At 71.9% G+C, this 26428-nt stretch carries 22 protein-coding genes; 11 read left to right on the plus strand and 11 right to left on the minus strand.

All coding sequences use genetic code 11. The features are described from left to right. Nucleotides 1-62 precede the first annotated feature (62 nt). The gene (locus tag ACIBBF_RS24305; protein ID WP_397418604.1) at nucleotides 63-425 is read left to right on the plus strand and encodes a PadR family transcriptional regulator; all 363 of its coding nucleotides are present in this window, start codon (nucleotides 63-65) and stop codon (nucleotides 423-425) included. After that, nucleotides 425-1816 (plus strand): permease prefix domain 1-containing protein, encoded by a 1392-nt coding sequence (locus tag ACIBBF_RS24310; protein ID WP_397418606.1) that lies wholly within the window; start codon nucleotides 425-427, stop codon nucleotides 1814-1816. The genes ACIBBF_RS24305 and ACIBBF_RS24310 overlap by 1 nt, the downstream gene beginning before the upstream one ends. Nucleotides 1817-1941: 125 nt before the next feature. Here ACIBBF_RS24310 and ACIBBF_RS24315 read toward each other — a convergent pair whose 3' ends face one another. From ACIBBF_RS24315 to ACIBBF_RS24325, 3 genes are all read right to left on the minus strand, one after another. Continuing rightward, nucleotides 1942-2919 carry a RimK family alpha-L-glutamate ligase gene (locus ACIBBF_RS24315; protein ID WP_397418608.1) on the minus strand — a complete coding sequence of 326 codons (978 nt, stop codon included), beginning with the start codon at nucleotides 2917-2919 and terminating at the stop codon, nucleotides 1942-1944. A 57-nt stretch (nucleotides 2920-2976) separates the two neighbouring features. Beyond that, the gene (locus ACIBBF_RS24320; protein WP_397418610.1) at nucleotides 2977-4278 is read right to left on the minus strand and encodes an MFS transporter; all 1302 of its coding nucleotides are present in this window, start codon (nucleotides 4276-4278) and stop codon (nucleotides 2977-2979) included. A 106-nt stretch (nucleotides 4279-4384) separates the two neighbouring features. After that, entirely contained in the window at nucleotides 4385-5689 is a 1305-nt protein-coding gene (locus ACIBBF_RS24325; protein WP_397418612.1) for an alpha-L-fucosidase, read from the minus strand. Nucleotides 5690-5827: 138 nt separating this feature from the next. Here ACIBBF_RS24325 and ACIBBF_RS24330 point away from each other — a divergent pair, with 138 nt between their 5' ends. Further along, the gene (locus ACIBBF_RS24330) at nucleotides 5828-6634 is read left to right on the plus strand and encodes an SDR family NAD(P)-dependent oxidoreductase (protein ID WP_397418614.1); all 807 of its coding nucleotides are present in this window, start codon (nucleotides 5828-5830) and stop codon (nucleotides 6632-6634) included. Nucleotides 6635-6670: 36 nt separating this feature from the next. Then, the gene (locus tag ACIBBF_RS24335; protein ID WP_397418616.1) at nucleotides 6671-7522 is read left to right on the plus strand and encodes a fumarylacetoacetate hydrolase family protein; all 852 of its coding nucleotides are present in this window, start codon (nucleotides 6671-6673) and stop codon (nucleotides 7520-7522) included. A gap of 58 nt (nucleotides 7523-7580) precedes the next feature. On the opposite strand, the gene ACIBBF_RS24340 is transcribed toward ACIBBF_RS24335, so the two are convergent. After that, on the minus strand, nucleotides 7581-11507 hold the full coding sequence (locus tag ACIBBF_RS24340; protein WP_397418618.1) for an Ig-like domain-containing protein: 3927 nt from the start codon (nucleotides 11505-11507) through the stop codon (nucleotides 7581-7583). 165 nt (nucleotides 11508-11672) lie between these two features. Between ACIBBF_RS24340 and ACIBBF_RS24345 the strand changes: the two genes are divergently transcribed. Both ACIBBF_RS24345 and ACIBBF_RS24350 read left to right on the plus strand, forming a co-directional pair. Further along, nucleotides 11673-12323 (plus strand): SGNH/GDSL hydrolase family protein, encoded by a 651-nt coding sequence (locus ACIBBF_RS24345; protein ID WP_397418620.1) that lies wholly within the window; start codon nucleotides 11673-11675, stop codon nucleotides 12321-12323. Then, entirely contained in the window at nucleotides 12320-12985 is a 666-nt protein-coding gene (locus ACIBBF_RS24350; RefSeq protein WP_397418622.1) for a GntR family transcriptional regulator, read from the plus strand. The genes ACIBBF_RS24345 and ACIBBF_RS24350 overlap by 4 nt, the downstream gene beginning before the upstream one ends. A gap of 22 nt (nucleotides 12986-13007) precedes the next feature. On the opposite strand, the gene ACIBBF_RS24355 is transcribed toward ACIBBF_RS24350, so the two are convergent. The 7 genes from ACIBBF_RS24355 to ACIBBF_RS24385 are packed head-to-tail and all read right to left on the minus strand — an operon-like array spanning nucleotide 13008 to nucleotide 20863. Continuing rightward, on the minus strand, nucleotides 13008-13955 hold the full coding sequence (locus tag ACIBBF_RS24355) for an amidohydrolase family protein (protein ID WP_397418624.1): 948 nt from the start codon (nucleotides 13953-13955) through the stop codon (nucleotides 13008-13010). Then, the gene (locus ACIBBF_RS24360; RefSeq protein ID WP_397418626.1) at nucleotides 13948-14952 is read right to left on the minus strand and encodes an aldo/keto reductase; all 1005 of its coding nucleotides are present in this window, start codon (nucleotides 14950-14952) and stop codon (nucleotides 13948-13950) included. Before ACIBBF_RS24360 ends, ACIBBF_RS24355 begins: the two co-directional genes overlap by 8 nt. Beyond that, nucleotides 14922-15755 (minus strand): ribonuclease activity regulator RraA, encoded by an 834-nt coding sequence (locus ACIBBF_RS24365; RefSeq protein WP_397418628.1) that lies wholly within the window; start codon nucleotides 15753-15755, stop codon nucleotides 14922-14924. The genes ACIBBF_RS24360 and ACIBBF_RS24365 overlap by 31 nt, the downstream gene beginning before the upstream one ends. A gap of 54 nt (nucleotides 15756-15809) precedes the next feature. After that, entirely contained in the window at nucleotides 15810-17774 is a 1965-nt protein-coding gene (locus ACIBBF_RS24370) for a hypothetical protein (protein WP_397418630.1), read from the minus strand. Nucleotides 17775-17778: 4 nt separating this feature from the next. Continuing rightward, nucleotides 17779-18648: a carbohydrate ABC transporter permease gene (locus tag ACIBBF_RS24375; protein ID WP_397418632.1), complete on the minus strand. Its 870-nt coding sequence runs from the start codon at nucleotides 18646-18648 to the stop codon at nucleotides 17779-17781. Continuing rightward, the gene (locus tag ACIBBF_RS24380; protein WP_397418634.1) at nucleotides 18648-19574 is read right to left on the minus strand and encodes a carbohydrate ABC transporter permease; all 927 of its coding nucleotides are present in this window, start codon (nucleotides 19572-19574) and stop codon (nucleotides 18648-18650) included. Before ACIBBF_RS24380 ends, ACIBBF_RS24375 begins: the two co-directional genes overlap by 1 nt. Before the next feature lie 26 nt (nucleotides 19575-19600). Next, a complete protein-coding gene (locus ACIBBF_RS24385) occupies nucleotides 19601-20863 on the minus strand; it encodes an ABC transporter substrate-binding protein (protein ID WP_397418636.1) in 1263 nt (420 codons plus the stop codon). A 148-nt stretch (nucleotides 20864-21011) separates the two neighbouring features. Between ACIBBF_RS24385 and ACIBBF_RS24390 the strand changes: the two genes are divergently transcribed. The 5 genes from ACIBBF_RS24390 to glmS all read left to right on the plus strand — a co-directional run bounded on the left by ACIBBF_RS24390 (nucleotide 21012) and on the right by glmS (nucleotide 25901). Then, nucleotides 21012-21713: a helix-turn-helix transcriptional regulator gene (locus ACIBBF_RS24390; RefSeq protein WP_397418638.1), complete on the plus strand. Its 702-nt coding sequence runs from the start codon at nucleotides 21012-21014 to the stop codon at nucleotides 21711-21713. Between the two features lie 113 nt (nucleotides 21714-21826). Continuing rightward, nucleotides 21827-22264 carry a VOC family protein gene (locus ACIBBF_RS24395; RefSeq protein ID WP_397418640.1) on the plus strand — a complete coding sequence of 146 codons (438 nt, stop codon included), beginning with the start codon at nucleotides 21827-21829 and terminating at the stop codon, nucleotides 22262-22264. A gap of 111 nt (nucleotides 22265-22375) precedes the next feature. Then, nucleotides 22376-23635 carry a tyrosine--tRNA ligase gene (gene tyrS, locus ACIBBF_RS24400; RefSeq protein WP_397418642.1) on the plus strand — a complete coding sequence of 420 codons (1260 nt, stop codon included), beginning with the start codon at nucleotides 22376-22378 and terminating at the stop codon, nucleotides 23633-23635. Between the two features lie 149 nt (nucleotides 23636-23784). After that, nucleotides 23785-24048: a hypothetical protein gene (locus ACIBBF_RS24405; protein ID WP_397418644.1), complete on the plus strand. Its 264-nt coding sequence runs from the start codon at nucleotides 23785-23787 to the stop codon at nucleotides 24046-24048. Between the two features lie 29 nt (nucleotides 24049-24077). After that, entirely contained in the window at nucleotides 24078-25901 is a 1824-nt protein-coding gene (glmS, locus tag ACIBBF_RS24410) for a glutamine--fructose-6-phosphate transaminase (isomerizing) (RefSeq protein WP_397418646.1), read from the plus strand. Nucleotides 25902-26428 lie beyond the last annotated feature (527 nt).

Here is a 26428-nt window from a genome sequence, read left to right on the forward strand (position 1 = left end):
GACTCCTATGCCTAGTGCTGCTAGGGTAAGCATCCCTAGCAGCACTAGGCATAGGAGTGCAGGTGCACATCGACAAGGACTTGGTCGCGGCGTCGGCCACGCCGCTCGTCCTCGGCATCCTGGCCGACGGCGAGTCGTACGGCTACGCGATCCTCAAACGCGTCAACGAGCTCTCCGGCGGCCGCATGGAGTGGACCGACGGCATGCTCTACCCCCTGCTCCACCGGCTCGAGCGCCTGGAGTACGTCAGGGCGACGTGGGGCACCTCCGACGTCGGGCGGCGGCGCAAGCACTACGCGATCACCCCGTCCGGGCGCGAGGCGCTCGCGGAGCGGCGGCAGCAGTGGGCCGTCGTCTCCGACGCGCTCAAGCAGGTCTGGCAGGACGCCCAGCCCGGTCCCGCCGTCGCGGAGGGATGGGCCTGATGAGCGAGCAGAACCCGGCCGCCCCCGAACGCGCGGGACACGCCGCCCTGGAGGACCAGATCGACCAGTGGCGCGGCTACGTCCGGCGACGGCGCGCCATCTCGGCGGCCGACGTCGACGAGATGGAGGACCACCTGCGCGGCCAGGTCGCCGACCTCACCGCCGGCGGGCTCGACGACGACGAGGCGTTCCTCGTCGCGGTCAAGCGCATGGGCAACCTCGACGACGTTTCGCGGGAGTTCGCCCGCGAGCACTCCGACCGGCTCTGGAAGCAGCTCGTCCTGGTCCCCGAGGAGCCCGGCGACACGAGCCGCTGGCGTGAGCTCGGCGTGGTCCTGGCGCTCGCGGTCGCCTCGGGCATCTGGGTCAAGATCCTGCTCGACGCCGCCGTGGGCGACGACCTCGTGCTGGTCCGCAACGCCGTCTTCGCCGTCCTGCCGTTCCTCGCGGGCTACTTCGTGTGGAAGCGGCGCGTGCCGTGGCGCGTGAGCGCCACCCTGCTCGCCGCGACCGCCGCGCTCGCCCTGGTGGTCAACCTCTACCCGTTCGAGCCGGGCCCTCACGACGAGCCGGGCATGACGCTCTTCCTCGCGATCAGCCACACCCCCGTGGTGCTCTGGCTGCTCATGGGCGCGCTGTATGCCGGCGGTGCCTGGCGCTCGGGCGCCCGGCGCATGGACTACGTGCGGTTCACGGGCGAGCTGATCATCTACCTCGCGCTCATCCAGCTCGGTGGGGGCCTGCTCATCGGGCTCACGTTCGGCACCCTGAGCCTGGTCGGCGTGGACTTCGAACCGTTCCTCGCCGACTGGCTCCTGCCGTTCGCCGTACCGGGCGCCCTGCTGGTGGGGGCGTGGCTCGTCGAGGCCAAGAAGAACGTCGTCGAGAACATCGCGCCGGTGCTCACCCGGGTCTTCACGCCGCTGACGATCGTCATGCTGGTCGCACTGTTCGTCGCGCTGCTCGTCAACGGGCCGCTCACGGCGGTGGACCGCGAGCTGCTCATCCTGATGGACGCGATCCTCGTGCTGGTCCTGTTCCTGCTGCTGTACTCGATCTCGGCGCGCGACCCGCTGGCGCCGCCCGGGATCTTCGACTGGCTGCAGCTCGTGCTGGTCGGCGCGGCGCTCGCGGTGGACGCCGTGGCGCTGACCGCCATGCTCACCCGCATCGCCGAGTTCGGGTTCACCGCCAACAAGGTCGCGGCGCTGGGGCTCAACCTCGTGCTGCTGGTGCACCTGGGCTGGGCGGCCTGGCTCGCCCTCGGGTTCGTGCGCGGTCACCGCACGTTCGGCGCGATCGAGCGCTGGCAGACGGGATACCTCCCGGTCTACGGGATCTGGGCGGCGATCGTGGTGGTCGCCTTCGGCCCGCTCTTCGCCTTCGCCTGACCCCGGCGGCGCCCGTCCTGCCGCTCCGCCGAAGTGCGCTTCTACCCAGTCATTGCGCCCGAGAACACGCTGCTTTCGGCGCGCAATGACTGGGTAGAAGCGCACCGTCGGTCGCGCCCGCGCCGTCAGGCCGGGTACGTCTCCGTCAGCACCCGGGCCAGGTGGCGGACGATCTCGCGCGGGCCCGACTTCGCCGTGCCCCGCTCGACGTCGCTGTTGTAGTTCGTGTTGGTGTTCACGTCGTACGTCAGCACCCGGCCGTCGGCCGTGCGGATGTTCTCGATGCCGGCCACCTCGATGCCGTGCCGCTCCATGAACGCCAGGTACCGCTCCACGACCGGGTCGTCGTAGCCCTCGCGCTCGGAGAACAGGCCCCACTCGTCGTCGGGCGCCATCGAGACGGTGGCGCCGACCGGCGGGATGGGCCGGCCCGTGACCGGGTCGACGGCGCACGCGTCGGCCGGGCAGAGCTGGAACCCGCCACGCTCGGTGTCGCCGCGGACGGCGTAGACCAGCTCACCGCCGACGAGCTCCACGCGGGTGATGCCGCCGTCCGCCGCCACCACGTACTCCTGGATCAGCGTGATGCCGTCCACGGGCTCCTCGTAGTCGTCGGACGCGAGGTGCTCGGCGAGGTCCTCGAACGAGTCGAACTTGCGCACGCCCAGGCCCTTGCCGCCCTGGTTGTGCTTGGTGACGAACGGCGTGGGGAAGCCCTGGGCGGCCTTGAGCACCTGGTCCCGCCCGACGGCGGCCACCGTGCGCGGCGTGTCGATCCCCGCGGCCCGCAGCGCCGTGAGCTGGTCCACCTTGCTCATCTCGAGCTCCAGCACCCGGCGGCCGTTGACCGTGCGGCGGCCGTACGCCTCCAGCCAGGACAGCACGGCACGCGAGTAGTCCTTGGTCAGGCCGTGATCGCGCGTGTGGCTGCTGGCGGAGATGCGCGACCAGAAGACGCCCTCCGGCGGCGCCTCGTCCAGGTCCAGGACGCCGTCGGTCAGCACCCACTCCTCGTACTCGACACCCTCGGCCGCGAAGGCCTCGGCGAACGGCGGGAACCACTCGGGGTTCTCGTGCAGGGCATAGATCTTCGGAGCGCTCACAGGAACCTTCCGCACGGTCGGGTGACGGTCAGAGGACCCGTCCATCCTGTCACGGCATCAGTGCAGGTCCGCTGTGTCCTGGGGCACAGCGGCCGCCGCCTGGCTCTCGTCCCCGGCAGGTTCGGGCGCCCGGTCGATCTCGGCGAGCGACCGGCGCGCCGCCGGCACCGCGAGGATCGCGCCCAGCACCACGACCAGCAGCACGCCGGCCAGGACGAGCAGCGACTCGACGGAGAACTGGTCGGCCAGCGGCCCGAACACGACCATCGAGAGCGGCATGGCGACCGTGATCACGATCCCCACGAACCCGAACACCCGCCCCTGCATCTCCGGCTCCACGCGCTCCTGGATGATCGTGAACGCCGGTGTGTTCAGTGCGGCGAACATGATGCCGATCAGCAGGCCGAGCGCGAAGAACACCCACATGTTGGTGGACAGGCCCAGGCCGGCGACCAGCACGCCCGTGAGGATCACCGAGCCGACCATCAGCCGCACCCGGCGGGTGATCCGGGGCCCGACGGTCGCCATGATGATGCCGCCCAGCAGCATGCCGCCGCCCCAGAACAGCTCGTTGGCGGTCAGCTTCCACACCTCGTCGCCGAACGTGCGGGTGACCATCAGCGGCGTGAGGTAGCTCGGCGCACCGACCAGGAACATGACCAGCGCGAACAGCGCGACCAGCCATTTCACGGGGGCGTTGGCGCCGATGTAGCGCACGCCGGCCGCGAGGTCGCCGAAGTAGCTGACGGGCCCGTCCGCGCCGTCGGCCCGGACCAGGCGCGGCACGGTGACCAGGGCGAGCAGCCCGACGCCGATGAGCGCGGTGGCCGCGTCCACGAAGAACACCGCGACGATGTCGAAGGACGCGTAGATCGCGGCGGCCAGGGCCGGGGCGAGCAGCATCATGCCCGACTGGATCGACTGGAACATCCCGTTGACCCGCATGAGCTGGTCGGCCGGCACGATCTGGGGGATCATCGCGCTCACCGCGGGCGTCTGGATGCCCGCGAACACCGAGCGCACGGCCAGCGCCACGTAGATGACCCACAGGTCGTCCACGCCGCTGAGCATGAGCAGGGCCAGGCCCAGCGTGACCACGGCGATGGTGGTGTCCGCGCCGATGATCAGGAGCTTGCGGGAGTGCCGGTCGGCCCAGACGCCGCCGAAGATCGACATGAACGCCTGCGGCAGCATGCCGAACACGATGCTCAGCATGAGCACCGAACCGGACCGGGTCTCGATGGTCAGGTGCCACATGACGGCGAACTGGACCAGCATCGAACCGAGCAACGAGATGGTCTGACCGGTGAGGAACAGCCCGACGTTCCGCTTCCAGTGGGGCATGTCCGTGGCGCTCATGCTCCGATCCTTCCTGACGGTCCGGCGGGGCGCAGGGCTTTTTTCGTGTCCATGCCCGTTCGACGACGGCGCCGGCCGGAACTCATCGGGCCGGCCGGCGACCGGCTCAGAGGAACAGCTCGACCACCGGTACGGCGACGTCGGGCCGCGCCGTGGGCAGGTGCAGCGTCAGGGTGCCCGGCGGCTGCCCGCCGGGCGTCGTGTTCCACGCCTTCTGGCCGGGGTCGGTGCGGGTGGCCCGCAGCTCCGAACCGTCGTGCAGGAGCTGCGCGTACCGCACCCGGTCGCCGAGCCCGCGCAGGTGCACGTGCGCGAACGGCCACGCGAACAGGTGCAGGTACAGCCGGTCGGCGCGCTGCGTGAGCACCACGCCGGGCGGCAGGCCGGGCGCCAGTGCCTCGACCAGGGCGGGGTCGGCGGGCCCCGCCCCGTGCACCGCGCGCCCGTGCAGCCGGGTCCACGCGCCGAGCGCCGCGAGCGTGGTGGTGTCGCGCGCCGGGATCGCCCCGCGCCCGTCCGGGCCGATGTTCAGCAGCAGGTTGCCGCCCTTGGCCACGGTGTCCACCAGCATGCGCACCAGCAGGTCCGGGTCCTTGAACCGGGTGTTGTCCCGGTCGTAGCCCCAGCTGCCGTTCAGCGTCTGGCACGCCTCCCAGGTCAGCAGCGCGCCGTCGTCGTCCCGCATGGGCCCGTCCGGCTGGTACTGCTCCGGGGTGACCAGGTCGCCCGGGATGCCGAGGCGGTCGTTGACCACGGCCTGCGGCTGCAGCTCGCGGACCAGGGCGAGCAGTCCCTCCGCGTCCCAGTCGCCGGGGTACTTGCCGCGCCAGCCGTCCCGGTCGTGCGCGTAGGTGTAGTCGAAGAACACGTAGTCGACGGCGCCGTACCCGGTGAGCAGCTCGCGCACCTGGGCGTGGAGGTAGGTGCGGTAGCGCGCCATGTCGCGCCCCGCGTTGAGCGAGTGGGCGTCGGGGTCGTCCCGGCGCGGGTGCAGGTAGTCGACCGTGAAGTCCGGGTGGTGCCAGTCGATGAGCGAGTGGTACAGGCCCAGGCGCAGCCCCTCGGCCCGGACCGCCTCGGCTACCTCCGCGACCAGGTCGCGCCCGCGCGTGCGCGCGACGGAGTAGTCGCTGACGGCGGAGTCCCACAGGGCGAAGCCGTCGTGGTGCTTGGTGGTCAGCACCACGTACCGCATGCCGGCGTCCTTGGCGGCCCGCGCGATCGCACGGGCGTCGAACAGGTCGGGGTCGAACACCTCCGCGTACCGCTCGTACTCCTCGGTGGTCCGGCGTTCGTTGCTCATCACCCATTCGTGCCGGGCGGCGGCGGAGTAGAGCCCGAAGTGCACGAACAGGCCGAACCTGGCCTCCGTGAACCAGGTCCGGTCCGGGTGGGGCGGCGGCTGGGACATGTGCGGATCACTCCTCGTCGAGCGCGTTTCCCGGAGCCAGGGCAGAGGTATGACGTATCGCTCCGGGTGGGTCGAGCCTATCGGGTCCAGAAGGTGATCGAACCCTACGATCCGACCCAGATCGGTGCTATAGATTGGATGAATCGCCAACGTAGCCGTTTTCCAGAAGGAGTTCCCGTGACCACACCCCTTGAGTTCGACGGCGTCCGCGCCATCGTCACGGGAGGGGCGTCCGGCATCGGCGCCTCCGTCGTGACCGCACTGCTGGAGCGCGGCGCCCAGGTCGTCGCGATCGACCGCTCGTCCGACGGCGTGCCCGCGGGCGCGTCGGGCGAGGTCGCCGACGTGACCGACGACGTCGCCGTCCGCCGCGCGGTCGAGGCCGCCGCCCGGCGTCTGGGCGGCATCGACGTCGTGGTCAACAACGCCGGCATCGGCGCCCAGGGCACCGTCGCCGACAACGACGACGCCGAGTGGCTCCGCGTGCTCGACGTCAACGTGCTCGGCATCGTGCGTGTCACCCGCGCCGCCCTGCCGTACCTGCGCGAGTCCGCGCACGCCGCGGTGGTCAACACGGCGTCGATCGCCTCGTGGACGGGCCTGCCGCAGCGCGCCCTGTACTCCGCCAGCAAGGGCGCCGTGCAGGCGCTCACGCTCGCGATGGCCGCCGACCACGTGCGCGAGGGCATCCGCGTGACCTGCGTCAACCCCGGTACCGTCGACACGCCCTGGGTGGGCCGGCTCCTCGACGCCGCCGCCGACCCGGCCGCCGAGCGCGCCGCCCTGGAGGCTCGCCAGCCCACGGGCCGGCTGGTCAGCCCCGAGGCCGTCGCGCACGCCGTCTGCTACCTCGCCAGCCCGCTCGCCACCGCCACCACGGGCACGGCGCTCGCAGTCGACGGCGGCATGCACGAGCTGCGCGTGCGCCCGCCCGAGCAGTCCTGACCCCACCTGCCCACCCGTACCGAGAACGAGGACACGATGCATCTGCTCCGCCTGGGCCCCCTCGGCCAGGAGATCCCTGCCGTCACCTCCGACGGCGTCACCTACGACCTCCGTCCCCTCACGGCCGACGTCGACGGCGCGTTCCTCGCCGCCGACGGCGTGGCCCGCACCCGGGGCGCCCTGGCAGCGGGGGAGCTGCCCGTGCTCGACGGCGCCGGCGAGCTCCGCCGAGGGGCGCCGATCGCGCGCCCGGCCGCCGTCGTCTGCATCGGGCAGAACTACGCCGCGCACGCGCGCGAGTCCGGTGCCGAGCCGCCGCGCCTGCCGATCATCTTCTTCAAGCACCCCAACACCGTCGCCGGCCCGGACGACGCCGTGCCGCTGCCGCCCGGTGCCGAGAAGGTGGACTGGGAGGTGGAGCTGGCGGTCGTGATCGGCCGGCGCGCGAGCTACCTGCCGTCGCCCGAGGCGGCGCTGGAGCACATCGCCGGGTACACCGTGGTGGACGACGTCAGCGAGCGCGCGTGGCAGCTCGACGACTCGCTCGGGCAGTGGTCCAAGGGCAAGTGCGGGCCCGGCTTCCTGCCGACAGGCCCGGCGCTGGTGCCCGCCGACGAGGTGGACCCGGGCGGCCTGCGCCTGCGCTCCTTCGTCAACGGGGAGCCGCGGCAGGACTCGTCGACGGCGGACATGATCTTCGACGTCGCCGCGATCGTGCACCACCTGTCGCAGTACATGGTCCTGGATCCGGGCGACCTGATCTGCACGGGCACGCCCGAGGGCGTGGCCCTGTCGGGCCGCTTCCCGTACCTCGCCGACGGCGACGAGGTCACCCTGGAGATCGAGAACCTGGGCCGGCAGACCCACACCTTCACCGCCCTGTCTTGATGCGAGGTGTCAGACGCCCAGGTCACCGGAGTGACCTGGGCGTCTGACACGTGGGGGATCAGCTCGCCGGGGAGATGCTCATCTCGCCCGCCGGGCCCTGGCGGTAGACCGTGAAGTAGCCCGGCGCCGCCAGCGGGTTGTCCGGGGTGTCGTCGAGGTAGCTCCACACCGGCTCGCCGTCCACCCGCAGCACCACGCGGGTGCCGCCCTCGACGGCCACGGTGCCGAACGTGATCTCGTGCGTCGAGCTCGGCTCGATCACCGTGTTGGGGAACACGTCGATCATGAAGACGTCCGGCTTCCAGCGCTGCATCTCGATGACGTCCTCCTTGATGACCACGAGGTAGCCCGAGTTGCTGTTGGCCCACACCGGGAGGCCCGCGGTCTTCGACCGCACCGAGAAGCCGAACCAGCCGCCGTTGAAGTCACCGAACGACGAGTCGAAGCGCAGCAGCTCGTCCCCGAACGTCGTCGGGCTGAACCCGGAGGCGCTGCGGGGTGCCAGGTGCGCCGCGCCGTCCGTGACGGTCACCCCACCGGACGGCGCCCACGCCGCCGCGTCGAGGATCTCGGTGCCCAGATCGGTCACCGGGTGGTCGGCCGCCTGCACCGTCACCGTGGACGACGCCGACAGCCCGGGCACCGCCGTCGAGGTCGCCGTGATCGTGACGGTTCCGGCCGCGACGCCGCGGACGGTCCCGCCGGCGTCGACGGTGGCGACCGTGGTGTCGCTTGAGGCCCACTCCAGGCCGGTGCGGGTCGCGTCCGCCGGGGTGAACGTGACGCCCGGCTCCCACGTCTCGCCCGGCTCGATCGTGGCGGCCGACGGCGCGAGCGTCACGCTCGTGGGGTCCACCCCGACCAGCGAGAACGTGATGTCGTCGAAGTCCAGCGCCGTGAAGCCCTGGACGTAGAAGCCCACCTTGCCGGCCGCGGACGGCGCCGGGTTGGCCCCCGACACGACCTCCTCGCCGTCGAGCAGCACGCGCACGCCGCCCGCCGTGACGACCACGCGCACGCCGTACTGGGTGCTCGGCGCCAGCCCCTCGCCCGCGGGCAGGGTCACCTGCTTCACCGTGCCCCACGCCGCGTCGAAGATCGTCCACGTGGACCCGGCCGCCGCGTGCCGGTACCGGACGTACCCGCCCGGCGTCGCGCCGGTGCGGTCGTAGACGAGCATCTGCCCGCCCTCGGGCACCTCGGCCGGCGTCGTGACGGTGAAGTCCAGCGCGTACTGCGAGAACTGCCGGTCGAGTTGGGTGTTGGCGCCGTTCTTGATGCGCAGGACGTGGTCGCCCGTGCCGTCGTCGACGATGGCACGGTTGGCGTCGGTGGGCCAGCCGTTGGCACCCGACTCGAAGTCGGTCGAGTGCAGCACGCCGTCGCCGGCCGCCACGGTGACCGTCATCTCGTCGCGGATGCCCGGGTCGGCCGTCGACTCGACGGTCACGACCAGCTCGCCCGGCCCGATCGCGGTGAGCACGCCGGTGGCGCTCACCGTCGCGACCTCCGGGTCGCTGGAGGTGTAGGTGACGGCCTGGTTGGTCGCGTTCCACGGCACGGCCTGGGCCGCCACCGAGAGCTCGTCGCCCAGGGTGACCGTGAGCTGGTCGGCGGGCAGCGCCAGCGACTCCAGCGCCACCTCGTCCGGCGTCTGGGAGTGGCCCACGTGCCCCTCGGTGCCGATCTCGTCGAACGGGATGGCCTCGAAGCCGGGGATCTGGTCGAACACGGCGGCGTCGGGCCGGAAGGAGTAGTCACCGCCCGCCGCGTCCACGAACCCGGGGTCGGTGTCGGCCACCCAGTTGTCGCCGTAGTTGAGCAGGTTGTTGGTGTCGAGCGCGCCCTCGGTGTTGACGTCGGGGTTGCGCGCGCGGTTCGGGTTCCAGATCACGTTGCGGCCGAACGAGCTCTTGTTCGGGTAGTAGTGGTTGTCCTCGAAGAAGTGGCCGAGCTCCGGGTACTTCGTCAGGTACGGCGTGCCCACGAAGTCGTTGTTGTCCGCGAAGACCTTCTGCCACTTGGGCATGTACACGCGGTCGACGGTGTTGCCCTCGCCGTCGCCCATCCACTGCGTGTAGTTGTCGTACGGCACGGTGGTGTCCACGAACACGTTGTTCACGGCGTCGATGTAGTCGGCCGAGCCGGACTTGATCGCGTCGTTGCCCATGTTCACGAACACGTTCTGCTCGATGTTCAGGTCCCACGTGAAGTTGTCCGCGTAGATGCCCTCCACGCCGTGCTTCGTCAGGCCCACGTCGTGGAAGTAGTTCTGCCGGAACACGTGGCCGCGCTGCTGCGGCGTCTCGCCCGAGTTCATGTAGATCGCGCCGAGGTCCTGGAACGTCTTGCAGACGTCGTAGACCTCGTTCTGCTCGAACAGGTGGTCGTTGCCGTGCACGATGATGCCGGGGTGCGGGGCGTCGTTGATCTCGTTCCCGCGCGCCACGTTGCCCACGCCGTCGAACATGACGCCCGGGTTGTAGGCCTTGTGGTAGTAGGCGAAGTCGTGGATGTGGGAGTCCTCGACCCGGTTGTTGCCCGGCGTCAGGGTGGTCTTGTTCCCGCCCTGCAGCACCACGCCGACGCCGCCCACGTGGCGGATGTCGCTGGACACCACCGCGTGGTCGGTGCCGCCGCGGTTCACGGGGATGCCGTCGTAGGTGTACCGGCCGGGGGAGTTGAACAGCACGCCGCCGTCGGTGAAGTTCTGGATGTCGCTGTTCGAGATCGTCACGTGGCTGCCGCCGAGGATGACGGCGGCGTTGGCCCGCCCGTAGTCGAGCACCAGGTCGTCGAACGTGACGTACGAGGTGCCGTCCGTGCGGATCATCGGCTCGTCGAGCGTGGTGACCACGGGCGCGCCCCGCTCCGCCAGGAACGACGCGTTCGGCACCAGGTACAGGACGCCGGTGGCGCGGTCGATGAAGTACTCGCCGGGGGCGTCGAGCTCCTCCAGCAGGTTCTGCGCGAAGTGGAAGTCGGGGTACCAGGTCTTCATCAGGCCCGACATCTCGCCGTAGCGCAGCGTGATGGTGCGCGCGTCGGTGTCGATCGACTCGATCTTGTTGTACGACCACTCCCAGCTCTGGCCGAAGATTCCGTCCAGCCAGATGTCGTCGGCCTGGCCCCAGTGCTGCGGCCGGTCGTAGGAGTAGCTGAACGTGCCGCCCCGGTCCTGCAGGTCGGCATCGTCCTTGGTGGGGCCCGGGTCGATGATCTTGTTCATCTGCACGGTGTCGTGCACCGCGCCGGCGTTGGGCCAGCGGGCGAGCGTCATGTCCTCGCCGTCCACGTACAGCTCCATGGGCGGGGTGGTGCTGACGTCGTTGGCCTTCCAGTACCCGTGCCGGCTGAGCTGGCCGTAGTCGTCGATCCCGAGCTCGCCCAGGTCGATCTGGAGGATGTCGTCGCGCGCCGACGTCTCGATGACCCGGTCCAGCACGGCCTGGTCGGTGACGGGGGAGAAGCCGTCGTACGGGAGCTCCGTGCCGCCGGAGATCGTGGCGGTCTCGCCCGGGTAGGAGCGGTAGGTGATCGGTGCGTCGGCGGTTCCCGAGTCCTCGGCGCCGAGCGTGAACGACGCCGAACGCTCGTACGTGCCCTCCCGGAGGTAGACGGTCACCCCGTCGTCGGGGAGGTTGCCCGCCGTGCGGAGCGCCCTGATGGCGTCGCGGGCGGCCTCCAGCGTGGCGAGCGGCGCGGCCTCGGTCCCGGCGGCGGCGTCGTCGCCGTCCGGGGCGAGGTAGATCGTGCCCTGCGCGCCAGGGGCGTGCGGGCCCTTGCCGGGTTTGCCCGGCTTCCCGGGCCGGTTGGCCGGCCCGGCGTCGAGGGTGGCGCCCGCGGCGCTCGCCGCGGGCGTGGTGACGGACGTGTGCTGTGCCCCGGTCCGCGGGGCCGCCGTGGCGGCCGCGCTGGTGGCCGTCGCGCCGACGACGCACGTGGCGACGGCGGCGGCGAGCAGGGCTGACAGATGTCGCTTCATTGCGAGTGCTCCGACCTCTTCGGTGATGGTCATGACTGCGGGTCGGCATCGACCCACGACTGGCAGCGGGAGCGATGCTACATTAATCGATAATCGGTGACAATGGTGCGGAGGGGGCGTGCACCGCTACCGTCGGACCCGTCCGTCACCTCGAAGGAGAGCCATATGACCAGCACCGCCAGCGCCGAACGCCTCGTCTTCGTCGGGGACTCGATCACCGACGCCGGCCGCGACCGGGGCGACGACACGTCGCTCGGCGACGGCTATGTCAGCCTCGTCGCCCGTGACCTGCCCGCGGCCCGGGTGATCAACCGCGGCATCGGCGGCGACCGTGCCGTGGACCTGGAGTCCCGCTGGGAGCGGGACGTCGCACCGACCGCCCCCGACGTGCTCACCCTGTACGTCGGGGTCAACGACATGTGGCGCCGCTTCGACAGTGCCGACCCCACGAGCGCCCAGGCCTTCGAGGCCACCTACCGCCGGCTCCTGGACCGGGTGCCCGGCAGCCCGCGTCTGGTGCTCGTCGAGCCGTTCCTGCTGCCCGTCCGCGAGGAGCAGCACGGCTGGCTCGACGACCTCGCCGGCAAGCGTGCGGTCGTCACCCGCCTCGCTGCCGAGCGGGGCGCCGCGCTGATCCCGCTGCACGGCCTGCTCACGGCTGCCGCTGCGACGCACGCCGGGGGAGCGGCCGCCCTCGCGCCCGACGGCGTGCACCCGGCGCCCGAGGCCTCGCGCGCGATCGCGGACGCCTGGCTCGCGGCCTACCGGTCCGGTGCACAAACGATTGTCGATAATGGGGCTAGGCTGCGAGGATGACTGATGCGCTGAGCGGTATCCCGGGTCTCGAACGCGGGCTGCTGTCCGACCAGATCTACGACCTCGTCAAGTCGATGATCAAGTCGTCGCAGCTCGCCCCGGGCGAGCAGCTCGTCGAGTCCCAGCTCGCCCGCCGGCTGCGGGTGAGCCAGGCCCCGGTACGGGACGCTCTCAAGCGGCTCGCCCACGAAGGTCTGGTCACGCACGTGCGCCACCAGGGCAACTTCGTGACCAAGCACTCCGACGAGGAGGCGCAGCAGGCCAAGGAGGCCCGCGTGGCGCTGGAGGCGCTCGCGGGCCGGCTCGCCTGCGGGCGCCTCACGCCGGAGACCCGGTCGAGCCTGGAGCAGGTCATCGCCGCCATGCACGACACGGTCGACGCCGAGGACCTGCCCGCGTTCCGCGAGCTCGACTTCGGGTTCCACCGCGCGGTCATCGAGGCGAGCGGCAACACCTACCTGCCGCGCATGTGGGACATCATCGAGCCGAGCCTGCGTTCCATGCACCTGCTCGGTGACCCCGAGTTCACCGGCGACTGGCACGAGGTCGCCGACTGGCACCGCAGCCTGCTGGACGTGCTCGACGGCGGCGACGCCGACGCCGCCTCGGCGCTCTTCGAGGCCCACGCGGCAGGCACCCTGCTGGACGACGAGCAGGCCTGAGCGGCGCCGCGCCGGACACGGTTCAACCCACCTGGCACCTGCTCGCCGCGGGTTCGTCGACGCGGTAGAGACGGGCCGCGGTGCCCGACCACAGGGCCGCCGCGGCGGCGTCGTCGAGCCGCGGCAGCGCCCGGGCGGTGAGCTCCAGCACGTCGGCGTAGGGCGCCACCCGCGCGGACATGGGCCAGTCGCTGCCGAACATCAGGCGCTCGGCGCCCAGCAGGTCCACGGCGGCGCGGCCGATCGCCGCGACCCGGCCGGCGTCGTCCGGTCCCCTCGTGTGGAGGCCGGAGACCTTGGCGTGCACGCGCGGGCGTGCGGCGAGCGCCGCGAGCGCCTCGTGCCACGCGCGGTCGGGGGCGGCCGCCCCGAGGCCGAGGTGGCAGACGACGACGTCGAGCGCCGGGTGGCGGCCGGCCAGCGCAGCGACGGCGGGGAGCTGTGCGGGGCGTACGAGCGTCTCCAGGACGCGGCCCGTCGCGGCCAGCCCGGCGCACAGGGCATCGAGGCCGGCAACGTCGGACAGGTCCGCGGCGCCGCCGGGGACGGCGAGGCGGAGGCCCGCGACGGGCGCGCCCTCGTCGAGCACCGGCTGTGCCATGCCGGCCCAGGCGGACCGGTCGCCGGGCCGGGCGTCGTACTGCAGCACGACCGGACCGGGCAGCGGTCGGTGCGCCGCCGCCTGGGCGGTGAGCCAGCGGGCCTCGCGCGCGGTGTCCGCGGCCTGGACGGCGACGGCGGCCCGCACGGGCCGGGGAGCCGCCGCGACGGCGGAGGCCAGGTCGTCTGGGGCGACCCGGTGCGGCAGCCCCAGGTCCTGGGTGAACCAGGAGATCCGCATCGCGCTCGTGTCCCAGAGGTGCACGTGCGCGTCCACGATCCCGTCCCCGGCCGCCGCGCCGGTCGCACGGTCCGCCCCTCCCGCGCCGTCCGTCCCGTCCGCGCGGCCCGGCCCGACGACCTCAGTCATGCGGCCCCGGTGCGATCCCCGCGGCCGCCGACGCCCTCGCGGCGTGGTCGAGCGCGGCCCAGAGGCTCTCGGGGACGTCCGCGTCGGCGGCGTCGGCGAAGGCGTCGACCTCGGCCGGCGTCCGCGCCCCCACGACCACGGCCTCCACGCCCGCGACGCGCAGCGGGTACCGCACGGCGGCGGTCGGCAGCGCGACGCCCGCGGCGGTGCAGGCCGCCGCCATGCGCAGAGCACGGTCCACCTGGTCGGGGGTCGCGGGGCGGTAGTCGAAGTACGGGGCACCCACCGGGTCGGCGAGCACCCCGGAGTTGTACACGCCCGCCCCGATCACGCCCACGCCCCGGGCGCGCGCGGCGGGGAGCAGGTCGTCCTCGGCGGTGCGGTCCAGCAGGGTGAGCCGGCCCGCGGGCATGACCACGTCGAGGGCGGCCCCGGCCTCCCGCACCAGGCGGGCGACCGGCACGGTGCGCCCCATGCCGACGCCCACGGCCCGCACCACGCCCTGGTCGCGCAGCTCCAGGAGCGCGGGCAGGGCACCCCGCAGCGCGGCGTCGACGTCGGCGGGGTCGTGCAGGTAGAGCAGGTCCACGCGGTCGGTGCGCAGACGGGCGAGGCTGCCCTCCAGCGACCGCAGCACGCCGTCGCGGCTGAGGTCGCCGACGGTGCTCGTGCCGGTGCCGCCCACCGGGACGGGGTCGCCCGCGGCGTCCACGATCGTGCGCCCCACCTTGGTGGCGATCACCACGGTGTCGCGGTCGACGCCCGCCAGGGCGGCGCCGAGCCGCTGCTCGCTGATGCCCTCGCCGTAGTGGGGTGCGGTGTCGAAGAACCGCACCCCACGCTCCAGGGCACGGCCGACGGTCGCCTCGGCGGCGGTCGCCGCCACGGGTGTGAACAGGTTGCCGATGGGCGCGCAGCCCAGCCCGTACGCGGCCGCGACGTCGGGTCGCGCCGCCGGGGCGGGGCTCAGCGGCCGGAGCTCTGCGCGGAACGCCATGCCTCGAACTCCCCTCGGGTGTCAGGGGTCAGGGGGTAGTAGTCGCTCAGCCGGGCACCCTCGTCGAGCCGCTGCCGGCTGAACACCTCCCACTCCTCGTGGTCCCGGGCGGACTCGATCACCTGGTCGGCCATCGCGCGCGGCACGATGACGGGGCCGTCGTCGTCGGCGACCACGAGGTCGCCGGGCATGCACAGCACACCGCCCACGGCGACGGGCACGTCGAAGGCCCAGGGGAAGAGCTCCGACTGGGAGGCGTAGTGCGGCGTGACGCCCGTGGACCACACCGGCAGCCCGAGGTCGCGGATCTTGCCCGAGTCACGGATGCGGCCGTCGACGACCATGCCCGCGCCGCCCTTGCGCTGGAAGTAGCGGGCCAGGATGTCGCCCACGCAGCCGGAGAACCGGCTGCCGAACGCCTGGACCACGAGCACGTCGCCGGGCCGCACCGTCTCCAGGACGTGCCACAGGGCGGTGTGCCGCTCGACGTACTCCTGCTCGTCACCCGCGGCCAGGTCCTCGCGCTGCGGCATGAACTGCAGCGTGAGGGCCGAGCCGACCACCCGGTACCCGGGCGAGAGGGGGCGCGGGCCCTCGACGAACGAGCGGCGGATGCCCAGCCCGTGCAGCTTGGCGCAGGCGGTGGCGGCGGAGACGTCGCCGAGCCGGGCGACGGTGCCGGTGTCGGCCCGCTCGAACGCGCCGCCCCGCACGGGCAGCGTGACGTCCGGGCGGACGAGCCCGGCGGCGGGATCGTCCGCCGGCAGGCCGGCCGCGCCGGGACGCGTGAGGGCTTCGGTCATGGTGAGGCTCCTTCTCGGAACGGGTGGAGTGCTGGGGTGGGTGTGAACGGCGGATCAGGACCGGGGGCGGCCCGCCGCGGCATGGTGCGGCGGGGTCAGGGCGGGCCCGGTGAGCAGCACGAGGTCCGCGCGGTGCGACGGCGGCAGCTCGACCAGCAGGTCGGCGGCATCCAGCGGGACGGTCACCGACGTGGGGCTGCCGGGCCGCCCGGCGGACGCCGTCGACGGCCCCGGGTAGACGCCGCCCGTCTCGCCCCGGGTCACGACGCCGGTCAGGCGCTGCTCCCCGAACCGGCCGGGCCGCACGCGCACCCGCCGCGTGCGGGTCGCCGACAGGTTGACGAGGGACAGCTCGACGCGCCCCTCCTGCGGGTCGCCGTCCAGCCGCGTGACCAGGGCGGCGACGTCGGGTGGCAGACCGGGGCGGCCCCGGTCGGCGTCGGTGTAGGCGACCGCGGCGAACGGCAGGCCGCCGTTGTAGAGCGTCTGCGGCGTGCCCGTGACGAGCTGCCCGAGCACCTCGGTGACCACGGGGTTGACCCGCTGCCAGAAGTGCAGGTGCACCGTCGCGGGGTCCACGGGCTCGGCCTCCATCACCGCGACCCGGCGGGCGAGCTGCCCCAGCGCCATCGACAGCGCCCGCTCCGGGTACTCCGGGAACGTACCGTCGAGGAACGTGAGCCACGGGCCCTCGTGCCCCGCCTCGACCTTGTCGCGGAACGGCCGCACCTCGCGCGATCCCGGGGTGCCGTCCAGCACGCGGTCCAGGCGCTGGCGGTCGCGGGGGTCGCGGGTCCACCACCACAGCCAGGTGGGCAGGTCGAGCTCCAGGGGCCCGAAGTCGAACCAGCCCTCGGCGCCGTACCGGTAGGGCACCAGGAGGGCGGGCTCGGCGGCGTGCGGGCCGAGTCGTTCGAGCCAGCTCCCGCGCAGGCTGAACGGGGTCTCGGTGACGGGCGCGGTGATCGCGTGGTCCAGCACCGTGTCGAGCATGGTGCGCACCAGGTCGAGCGGGTCGTCGTCGCGCACCTCGGCCCCGGGGTCCGCCGCACCCGAGACGGCACCCGAGACGAAGGACGCGTTGATCGCGCCGATCAGCGTGCTCATGCCCACCGAGTGCAGGCCGTGGGGCCAGGTCCAGCCGTAGTGGCCGCCGTACCAGGCGCCGTCGTGCAACCCGCCGACGGCACCGTCGGGCGCCACGTTGTCCGGCATGAGGCCGCCGGCGGCCTCGGCTCGTGACCGCCAGCCGTCGACGTACCGGGCCACCCACGCGGCCGAGGCGGCGTCGCCGTCGTACAGCCAGCGGTTGGTGACCAGGGAGGTGGCCGCGAGGTTGACCGCGGTGTCGCCCGCGGCGCGGCGCTGCAGCTCGTCGCCCATGAGCTGGGCCTTGGCCGGGTCCGCCAGGTCGGACCAGCGCGTGATGCCCGGCAGGCCGTGCAGCGGCAGGCCGTAGGGCTCCATGTAGTCCAGGGACGCCGGGTAGGTGAGCCACTCGGTGCCCAGCCCGGGCAGCGGGCCGAGCGCCCCGTTGTGCGGGGCCGTGACGATGTTGCGCGCCGGGTCGTAGTTGCCGTGGGCCGGGTCGGTGTACAGCCGCGCGAACCGCCGGGCGCGCTCGGCGAACCGTTCGTCGCCCGGGTCGGCGGCGCACAGGCCGTAGAAGAACAGCAGCGACTCGCCCTGGTGGAACCAGTCGTACCCGTTCTCGTACTCGCCGCTCAGCATGCCGGCCTCGGTGAGCTGCGCCGTCACGCCCTCGAAGTGGTGCTTGGCGGCGTCCAGCACGGCGTCGCTGCCGCCCAGGGCGTAGAAGGCGGGCCAGTTGAAGAACGGCTCGTAGAGGTCGTCCACGCCGTCGCGGTGCTCGAACCCGCCCGCGTGCAGGATGCGGCCGTCGGGCCCGCAGTACCGCTCGGCGAAGAGCCGCCAGGCCTCCTCGGTCGCGTCGAACAGGCGGCGTTCGAGCACGGCCCAGGCGGGCACCTCGTGCAGGGGGGTGGTAGGGATCCGCATCGCCTCAGCCCTTCGTCGCCCCGGCGACCAGGCCGCCGATGATGTGCCGCTGCATGACGACGAAGAACACGATCGCGGGCGTCACCGCGAGCAGCAGCGTGGGGAAGACGGTCGTGTAGTCCGTCGAGAACTCGCCGACGGCCGCGTACACGCCCGTGGTCACGGTGTAGATGCCGGAGCTGGGGCCCAGGATGATCTGCGGGCTGACGAAGTCGTTCCAGACGCTGATCGAGTTCAGCACCACGATGGTGGCCACGACGGGCCGCATGATCGGGAAGATGCAGGACCAGAACGCCCGGATCTTGCCCGCGCCGTCCAGCGCCGCGGCCTCGTCGATGTCGCGTGGCACGGTGCGCAGGTACGCGGCGAACAGGAAGATCGTGACCGGCAGCGTGGCCGCCGTCTCGAAGAGGACGAAGCCGGGGATCGTGTTGATCAGCCCCAGCACCCGCAGCACGAACACGACGGGGATGAGCGTCACCTGGCCCGGGATGAACAGCCCGGACACGAACAGCAGCAGCAGCCCCAGGTGCCACTTCGAGCGACCACGTGCGATCACGTACGCCACGGGCGCGGCCAGCGCGATGCCGAACACGTTGACCAGCGCCACGAACAGCAGCGTGACGCCGTAGGCGCGCACCACGTTGAACTTCTCGCTGGTCAGCGCCGCCTGCAGGTACTCCAGGCTGAACGTGTCCGGGCCGATCGCCAGCGGGGAGGCGATGATCGCCTCCTGCGGCTTGAAGGCGTTGATCACCATGATGTACAGCGGCACCAGCATGACCAGGGCGCCGGCGCCGAGCAGCGCCCACTTGAGCACGGTGCCCACGCCGGGTGCACGCAGCGTCCGTCGGGGGGTCGGGTACCTGCTCATCAGTCCGCCACCTTCTTCTCCGCGCCGCGCCGGGCGAATGTCACACCGAGGCCGAGCACGGCCGTGGCGAGCAGCAGGATCACCGACTGTGCGGCGCCGAACCCGAGCTCGGACTGCGCGAACGAGTCCCGCAGCACCTGGTAGACGATCGTCTGGGTGGACCCGGCGGGACCGCCGTCGGTCAGCGCCAGGACGATGTCGTAGACCTTGAGCAGCCCCACGAGCGTGAGCACCAGGTTCACGGTGAACACGGGGGCGATCAGCGGCAGCGTCACGTTGCGGAACTGCTGCCACCTCGAGGCGCCGTCCACGGTGGCGGCCTCGTAGTACTCGGGTGGCACCGACTTGATGCCGGCCAGGAACAGGATCATGTTGAAGCCGAAGTGCGACCACACGATCGTCAGGATCACGCTCGCCTTGGCGAACCCCACCTCCGTGAGGAACGGGACCGGCGGCACGCCGAGGTGCCCGAGCAGGCCGTTGACGGCGCCCTCCGGCGCCAGCATGGCCGACCACAGGAACCCGATGATCAGCGCGCTGATGATGTACGGGTAGAAGAAGATCGTGCGCATCAGCGTGTTCGCCCGGCCCGAGCCGGAGATGAGTGCCGCGATCGCGAGCCCGACGCCGTTGCACAGCACCGTGCCGAAGAACGCCACGACCGCGGTGAAGATCGCGGCGTCGACCGTGCGGGGGTTGCGGAACGCCTCGGCGTAGTTGTCGAGCCCGATGAACGTGAAGTTCAGGCTGTAGCCGTTCCAGTCGGTCAGGCTCAGCACGAACGCGAGGATCATCGGGACGATGAACATCGCCAGGAACACCAGGACGGCGGGGCCGCCCATGACGATCCCGGGGAGGCGGTCGCGCCAGACCCGCGCCGCCGGGCGGCGGCGCGGGCGGGGCACGACGGTGAGCGTGTCTGCCATGTCGGTCACCTGTCTGCTGGCGGGGTTCAGCCGATGGTCGAGGCGAACCAGTCGTCCATGGCCGACTCGACGTCGGCGGCCGCGGTGCCGCCGATCAGGGCCTGGGTCTGGGCGTTGATCTCGTCGGAGTAGCCCACGGGCAGGGTGCGCTCGCCATAGCCCTGGCCGGTCGGGGTGTAGGCCTCGGCGGGCGTCTCGGCCACGATCTGCTGCAGCTCCTGGCCCAGCTCGTCCATGTCGTACTCGTAGCCGTCGCGGAAGTTGCCGTCCACCTCGAGCTGGTCGGCCACGGCCGTCTGGTCGGTCACCAGGAACTCGACGAGCTCGGCGGCCGCGTCCTGGTCCTCGCTGGTCTTGAGGATGGAGTAGGGGCTGGCGATGTTGGCGCCCATCGCCGGCGTGCCGACGCCCTGTGCGGCGGGGGCCGCGAAGACGCCGATCTCGGCCTTCTCCTCGGCCTTGGCCTCGGTGCCGGCGAACCAGCTGCCCATGGGGTAGATCGCGCTCTTGCCGGACAGGAACGCCTGCTCCGCGTCGGGGTACTTGATGCCCAGGGCGTCCTTGGGCACGTAGCCCTTCGCCACCCACTCGGCGTACGTCTCGACGGTCGCGCCGTAGGTGCCGGCGAACGTGACCTCGCCCGAGCTCATCCGGGCGAACCACTCCGGGTCCTGACCCACGATGGTCGGCAGTCCCAGCGTCTGCAGCGAGTGGCTGGTCATCCAGTCGCCACCGGTCTGGATCGGGGTCCAGCCGGCGTCCTTGAGCTTGCCGAGCGCCGTGGTGAGCTCCTCGACGGTGGTGGGCGTCCCGGTGATGCCCGCCTCCTCGAAGGCCGTCTTGTTGTAGAACCACAGGCTCTGCAGCTGGAAGCCGATGCCGGCCATGTAGTACTTGCCGTCGATCGAGTACTGGTCGGCCAGCGGCCCGCCGGAGGCCCACTCGTACTGCGACAGGTCCACGAGCTCGGGCGCCAGGTCGACCGTCGGCGGCAGCGACTGCACCACGTCGGGAGCGTCACCGGCGGTCAGGAGCCGGGGGAGGGCGGCGGCGACGCCCTCGGCTCCCGGGTTCTGCACGACGACGTCGATGTCCGGGTGCGCCTCCTCGAACGGGGCGACGAGCTCGTTCCAGAACTCCTCGGTCAGGTTGGGGGTCACGTTGACGAGCAGGCTCAGCTCGGTGGTGCCGCCGGCCGCGGAGTCGCCGTCGGAACCGGCACAGCCGGTGAGGGCGAGGGCGGACACCGTGAGCGTGCCCACGCTCACGAGGGTGCGGTGCTTGATCATCGTTGATCCTTTCGGGGGATGCCGCGGCACGCTGCTGTGCGTGGCCCGCGACGTGGCGCGAACGACTCTGAGTGACGTCTCAGGGAGAGTAATCGATAATCGTTGGATTGGGAAGAACGCCGCCGTCGGGCCCGCGTAGGCTCGCCGGGTGAACCGGACCGACCGCCTGTACGCCATCGTCGAGGAGCTGCGGGCCGTGACCCCGCGCCCGCGGAGCGCGTCCTGGCTGGCCGACCGGTTCGAGGTCAGCCGCCGGACCATCGAGCGCGACATCGGCGCGCTGCAGCAGGCCGGGGTGCCCGTCTGGGCCGAGCCGGGCCGTACCGGTGGTTACTGTCTCGACCGGTCCAGGACCCTCCCGCCGGTCAACTTCAGCCCCGACGAGGCGGTCGCCGTCGCCGTCGCACTGGGCGGCCTGGCCGGGACGCCGTTCGCCCCCGCGGGCTCGACGGCGCTCCGCAAGATCCTCGCGGCCATGCGGGACGACGACGCGACCGCCGCCCACGATCTCGCCGCCCGCGTGCACCTCCTCGGGGCACCCCCGGCGGTGCCGCCGGTGCCCGCGCTGCTCGCGGACGCGATCTCGGCCCGCCGCGTCCTGCGCCTGCGGTACACGGACCGCGCCGGCGCCGCCACCACGCGCGACGTCGAGCCGCTCGGCTTCGTCGGCTCGTCCACGGTGTGGTACCTGCTGGCCTGGTGCCGCCTGCGCGACGGTGTCCGGGCCTTCCGTCTCGACCGCGTCGACCGGGTCACGGCGACCAGCGAGCGCGCACCGCGGCGGGTGGTCCGGCCGGAGGACGTCCAGGTGCCCGAGGGCGACCTGCGCACCCTGACCCTCCTGGGCTGACCGGGCGACCCGCGCTCGCCGCGGAAACACCGACACCGGGGTGTCGCCGAGCGGGCCGAGGCTGGGGGCACGAGCCACGGACGGACCGTGGCAGTGACCAGGAGGACCATCCCATGCGCCCTGCGACCCTCGCCTCCGTGCGCCTCATCACCGACGACGTCGACCGCCTGGCGGCCTTCTACGAGCGCGTCACCGGTGCCACCGCGGACCGGCCGTCCCCCGAGTTCGCCGAGCTGCGCACGGAGAGGGGCACCCTCGCCATCGGCAGCACCCGGACCGTCCAGCTCTTCGGCCCCGGCTCCGCGGGCCCGGCGGACAACCGGACGGCCATCGTGGAGTTCCTCGTCGACGACGTCGACGCGCTGTTCGCCGGCCTCGACGACACCGTGCCGACCGTGACCCCGCCGACCACCATGCCCTGGGGCAACCGGTCGCTGCTCGTGCGCGACCCCGACGGCACCCTGGTGAACCTGTTCACGCCCGTGAGCGCCGAGGCGCGTGAGCGGGCCGGTGTCGAACAGCGCGGTTCCGAACAGGCCGGGACGGAATGAGGGCGAGTCCCGCGCCGCCGTCGGGCAGACTATGACGTGCAGGCCGGCAGGCCCGCCGAGCGACACCTGACCGACAACGACCGGTCGACCCCATCAGAAGGAGCATCCACGGTGACCCACATCTTCGACGAGCTGCAATGGCGAGGCCTGGTGGCACAGTCCACCGACGAGGCCGCGCTGCGTTCTGCACTGTCGGAGGGCACCGTGGACTATTACGTGGGCTTCGACCCCACGGCGCCGTCGCTGCACATCGGCAACCTCGTCCAGATCCTCACCGCCCGCCGCCTGCAGGACGCCGGCCACCGGCCCTACCTGCTGGTCGGCGGCGCGACGGGTCTGATCGGGGACCCGCGCGACTCGGGGGAGCGCACCCTCAACTCGCCCGAGACCGTCGCCGGATGGGTGGAGCGCATCCGGGCCCAGATCCAGCCGCACCTCTCCTTCGAGGGCGACAACGCCGCGCGCATGGTGAACAACCTGGACTGGACCGGCCCCCTGTCGGCGATCGAGTTCCTGCGCGACATCGGCAAGCACTTCCGGCTGGGCACCATGCTGTCCAAGGACATCGTGGCCCGGCGGCTCGCCTCGGAGGAGGGCATCAGCTTCACCGAGTTCAGCTACCAGGTGCTGCAGGGCATGGACTTCCGCGAGCTGTACCGGCGCCACGGCATCACGCTGCAGCTCGGCGGCAACGACCAGTGGGGCAACCTGCTGGCCGGCGTCGAACTGATCCGCAAGGCCGAGGGCGTCAGCGCCCATGCGCTGACCACGCCGCTGATCACCAAGGCCGACGGCACCAAGTTCGGCAAGTCCGAGGGCGGCTCCATCTGGCTCGACCCGGAGATGACCAGCCCCTACGCCTTCTACCAGTTCTGGCTCAACCAGGCCGACGCCGACGTCGTGAACTACCTCAAGGTGTTCACGTTCCGCTCCCGCGAGGAGATCGCCGAGCTCGAGCGCGAGGTGGCCGAGCGGCCCTTCGCGCGCGAGGCGCAGAAGGCGCTCGCGGGCGACGTCACCACGCTGGTGCACGGCGCAGGGGCCACGGAGGCGGTCATCGCGGCGAGCCAGGCGCTGTTCGGCCGTGGATCGCTCGACGAGCTCGACGCCCGGACGCTCGACGGTGCGGTCGCGGAGCTGCCGCGCGTCACCGCCAAGGCGGGTGACCTCGTCGCCGACCTCATGGTGGGCTCCGGCCTCGTCGCGTCCAAGGGCGCCGCGCGCCGCGCGATCGCCGAGGGCGGTGCGTACGTCAACAACGTGAAGGTCACGTCCGACGACGCCGCGCTCGCCGCCGATGACCTGCTGCACGGCAGGCACGCGGTGCTGCGCCGGGGCAAGAAGACCCTGGCGGTGGCGACGTCGGAGTGACGCGGCCCTGACCGCACCGAGCGTGCCGGCGGCCACCCGCTGACCAGCGGGTGACCGCCGTTCGCATGTCCGGCCGGGCATGTCCTGATACTTGCCCGAAATCGGGCAAGAAATTGCTGTTCGCGATCGAGTGCGTCAGTCTCTCGGATATGAGGACGTCTTCCGACCTCGTCGCCCACGTGGCGGCGACCACCGGGCTCACCCCCGCCGAGGCGGCGCGCGTGATCGGCGACGTCGTGGCGTACTACGCCACGCCGGTGGAGGAGGTCGTCCGACGGCGGCACGCCGAGCTGAAGGTCCACGGGGCGCGCAACCCGGAGATCTTCGAGCGCATCGCCACCGAGCTCGAGCACCGGGTCGTCGCGGCCCCACGGCTCACCGAGCGACAGCTGCGCCGGATGATCTACGGCTGATCCCCAGCACCACACGAAGGAGCACCACCATGTGCGGAATCGTCGGATACGTCGGCGGCCAGAACGCCGCCCCTCTGCTCGTCGAGGCCCTCGGCCGGCTCGAGCATCGCGGGTACGACTCGGCGGGCGTCGCCGTCGTCGGCTCCCAGGTCCGCGTCGCCAAGCGCGCCGGCCGCGTGCGCGACCTCGCCGAGGTCCTGCCCAAGCGGATGCCCGGCCGCGTGGGCATCGGCCACACCCGCTGGGCAACGCACGGCCCCGCCACCGACGTCAACGCCCACCCGCACACGGACGCCAGCGGTGCCGTCGCCGTGGTGCACAACGGCATCATCGACAACGCCGCCGCGCTGCGCGCCCGGCTCGCCGACCAGGGGGTGCCGCTCGCGAGCGACACCGACACCGAGGTCTTCGCCCACCTCGTCGCCCTGTCCGACGCCGACACCCTCGAGGGCAAGGTCGTCGAGGCGCTGGACGCCGTCGAGGGCACCTACGGGCTGGCCGTGGTGCACGCCGCCTTCCCCGACCGCGTGGTCGTGGCCCGCAACGGCAGCCCGCTGCTCGTGGGCGTCGGGGACAAGGAGATGTTCGTCGCCTCCGACCTGGCAGCCCTCGTCCGGCACACCACCACGGTGGCCCACCTGGCCGACGGCGAGCTGGCGACCGTCACGGCATCGGGCTTCACGACCTTCCGGCGGGACCTCACCCGTACGCAGACCACGGCGCGCGAGGTCGACGTCGACCCGAGCGCCTACGAGCACGGCACCGTCGACGGCCGGCCCCGCATGTACACCGAGATGCTGGAGCAGCCGGCCAGCGTGGAACGGGCGCTCCGCGGCCGGCTCGACGAGCGGTTCGCGACCGCGCACCTCGGCGGGCTCGAGATGGACGCCCGCGAGCTGCGTGCGATCCGGCGGGTCAAGATCCTCGGCTGCGGTTCCGCCTACTACGTGGGGCAGATGGGCGCATCGCTCGTCGAGGAGCTCGCACGCATCCCCGCCGACGCCGAACCCGCCAGCGAGTTCCGGTACCGCAGCCCCGTGATCGAGCCCGACACGCTGTATGTCGCGGTGAGCCAGTCGGGCGAGACCATCGACACGCTGCTCGCGGTCGAGGAGATCCGGCGCAAGGGCGGCCGGGTCATCGGGCTGGTCAACGTGGTCGGCTCCGCGATCGCGCGGGCCTGCGACGGCGGGATCTACCTGCACGCGGGACCCGAGATCGCCGTCGCGTCCACCAAGGCGCTGACCACGATGTTCGTAGGCTTCGCCCTGCTCGCCCTCCAGCTCGGGCGGGTGCGCGACCTGTCCGTCGCCGACGGCCGCCGCCTGGTCGCGGGCCTGCAGGCCCTGCCCGCCCAGATCGAGCAGGTGCTCGACGGCGAGGAGACGGTCGCGCGAGCGGCGAAGGCGCTCGCGGCGGCCGAGAGCCTGTTCTTCGTGGGCCGGGTCCGGGGCTATCCGGTCGCCCGGGAGGGTGCGCAGAAGTTCAAGGAGATCAGCTACCGGCACGCCGAGGCCTACCAGATGTCGGAGCTCAAGCACGGCCCGCTGGCCCTGGTCTCGCCCGAGGTGCCCACGGTCGCCGTCGTGCCCGACGACGAGCTGACCGACCGCAACGTGGCCGCGCTCCATGAGATCGCGGCGCGGGGTGGCCCCCTCGTGGTCGTGACGCACGCGGGCGTCGACCTGGGGGAGCTGCACGCCGAGCGGATCGACGTGCCGAAGAACGAGCGGGAGCTCGACCCCCTGCTCCTGACCGTGCCGCTGCAGCTCCTCGCGTACCACGCGGCACTCACGCTCGGGCACGACGTCGACAAGCCGCGGAACCTCGCGAAGTCGGTCACCGTGGAGTGATCCGGCCTGGTGCCCTGGGCCCGCCGTGCCCTGGTGACTGCCGATTTGGCGTGCGGGCCCAGGTCTGTGTACTGTTCCTGTCGTTCGCCCGGCAGGGAGGCACGGACAGGAAGCGCGTCGAGCGCGACTGGCCGGTCCCGGGGTGGAAACCAACCCAGTTCTCGTAGTAGCCTAGTGCGCCCCGGAACTGGGTGGGGGCTTGTCAGATCGCCTCCCACAACCATGGATCCTCACGAGGGTCCTTGCGCCGGGGAACGTGATAGGGTAAGTTATAGAGGTTGCCTCCGATCGAGGAGGCCCCCTACCTCGCGGAACATCGAAGCTCAGCTTCTGGGACGTGAAAATGGGTACCAGAATTCATTCGGTCGTTCGAATAATTCGCTCACGGTCTCGGCCGGAGGGGATTTGGAAAAGTCCGAAAGGTCCTGGTAGGTTAGAGGAACTGCCCCGGGCAGGGAAACGGTCGGAAGATTGTGGCTCTGACGGTGTGCGTCGGTTGTTTGAGAACTCAACAGTGTGCTTGATAG

The sequence above is a fragment of the Promicromonospora sp. NPDC050880 genome, assembly GCF_044456525.1.
GTDB lineage: Bacteria > Actinomycetota > Actinomycetes > Actinomycetales > Cellulomonadaceae > Promicromonospora.

Bases quoted from the DNA above. Each gene is read 5' to 3' on its own strand.
- ACIBBF_RS24310 (WP_397418606.1), top strand. From the start codon at position 425: ATGAGCGAGCAGAACCCGGCCGCCCCCGAACGCGCGGGACACGCCGCC.
- ACIBBF_RS24320 (WP_397418610.1), bottom strand. From the start codon at position 4,278: ATGAGCGCCACGGACATGCCCCACTGGAAGCGGAACGTCGGGCTGTTC.
- ACIBBF_RS24325 (WP_397418612.1), bottom strand. From the start codon at position 5,689: ATGTCCCAGCCGCCGCCCCACCCGGACCGGACCTGGTTCACGGAGGCC.
- ACIBBF_RS24330 (WP_397418614.1), top strand. From the start codon at position 5,828: ATGAATCGCCAACGTAGCCGTTTTCCAGAAGGAGTTCCCGTGACCACA.
- ACIBBF_RS24335 (WP_397418616.1), top strand. From the start codon at position 6,671: ATGCATCTGCTCCGCCTGGGCCCCCTCGGCCAGGAGATCCCTGCCGTC.
- ACIBBF_RS24340 (WP_397418618.1), bottom strand. From the start codon at position 11,507: ATGAAGCGACATCTGTCAGCCCTGCTCGCCGCCGCCGTCGCCACGTGC.
- ACIBBF_RS24345 (WP_397418620.1), top strand. From the start codon at position 11,673: ATGACCAGCACCGCCAGCGCCGAACGCCTCGTCTTCGTCGGGGACTCG.
- ACIBBF_RS24350 (WP_397418622.1), top strand. From the start codon at position 12,320: ATGACTGATGCGCTGAGCGGTATCCCGGGTCTCGAACGCGGGCTGCTG.
- ACIBBF_RS24355 (WP_397418624.1), bottom strand. From the start codon at position 13,955: ATGACTGAGGTCGTCGGGCCGGGCCGCGCGGACGGGACGGACGGCGCG.
- ACIBBF_RS24360 (WP_397418626.1), bottom strand. From the start codon at position 14,952: ATGGCGTTCCGCGCAGAGCTCCGGCCGCTGAGCCCCGCCCCGGCGGCG.
- ACIBBF_RS24365 (WP_397418628.1), bottom strand. From the start codon at position 15,755: ATGACCGAAGCCCTCACGCGTCCCGGCGCGGCCGGCCTGCCGGCGGAC.
- ACIBBF_RS24370 (WP_397418630.1), bottom strand. From the start codon at position 17,774: ATGCGGATCCCTACCACCCCCCTGCACGAGGTGCCCGCCTGGGCCGTG.
- ACIBBF_RS24375 (WP_397418632.1), bottom strand. From the start codon at position 18,648: ATGAGCAGGTACCCGACCCCCCGACGGACGCTGCGTGCACCCGGCGTG.
- ACIBBF_RS24380 (WP_397418634.1), bottom strand. From the start codon at position 19,574: ATGGCAGACACGCTCACCGTCGTGCCCCGCCCGCGCCGCCGCCCGGCG.
- ACIBBF_RS24385 (WP_397418636.1), bottom strand. From the start codon at position 20,863: ATGATCAAGCACCGCACCCTCGTGAGCGTGGGCACGCTCACGGTGTCC.
- ACIBBF_RS24395 (WP_397418640.1), top strand. From the start codon at position 21,827: ATGCGCCCTGCGACCCTCGCCTCCGTGCGCCTCATCACCGACGACGTC.
- ACIBBF_RS24405 (WP_397418644.1), top strand. From the start codon at position 23,785: ATGAGGACGTCTTCCGACCTCGTCGCCCACGTGGCGGCGACCACCGGG.
- glmS (WP_397418646.1), top strand. From the start codon at position 24,078: ATGTGCGGAATCGTCGGATACGTCGGCGGCCAGAACGCCGCCCCTCTG.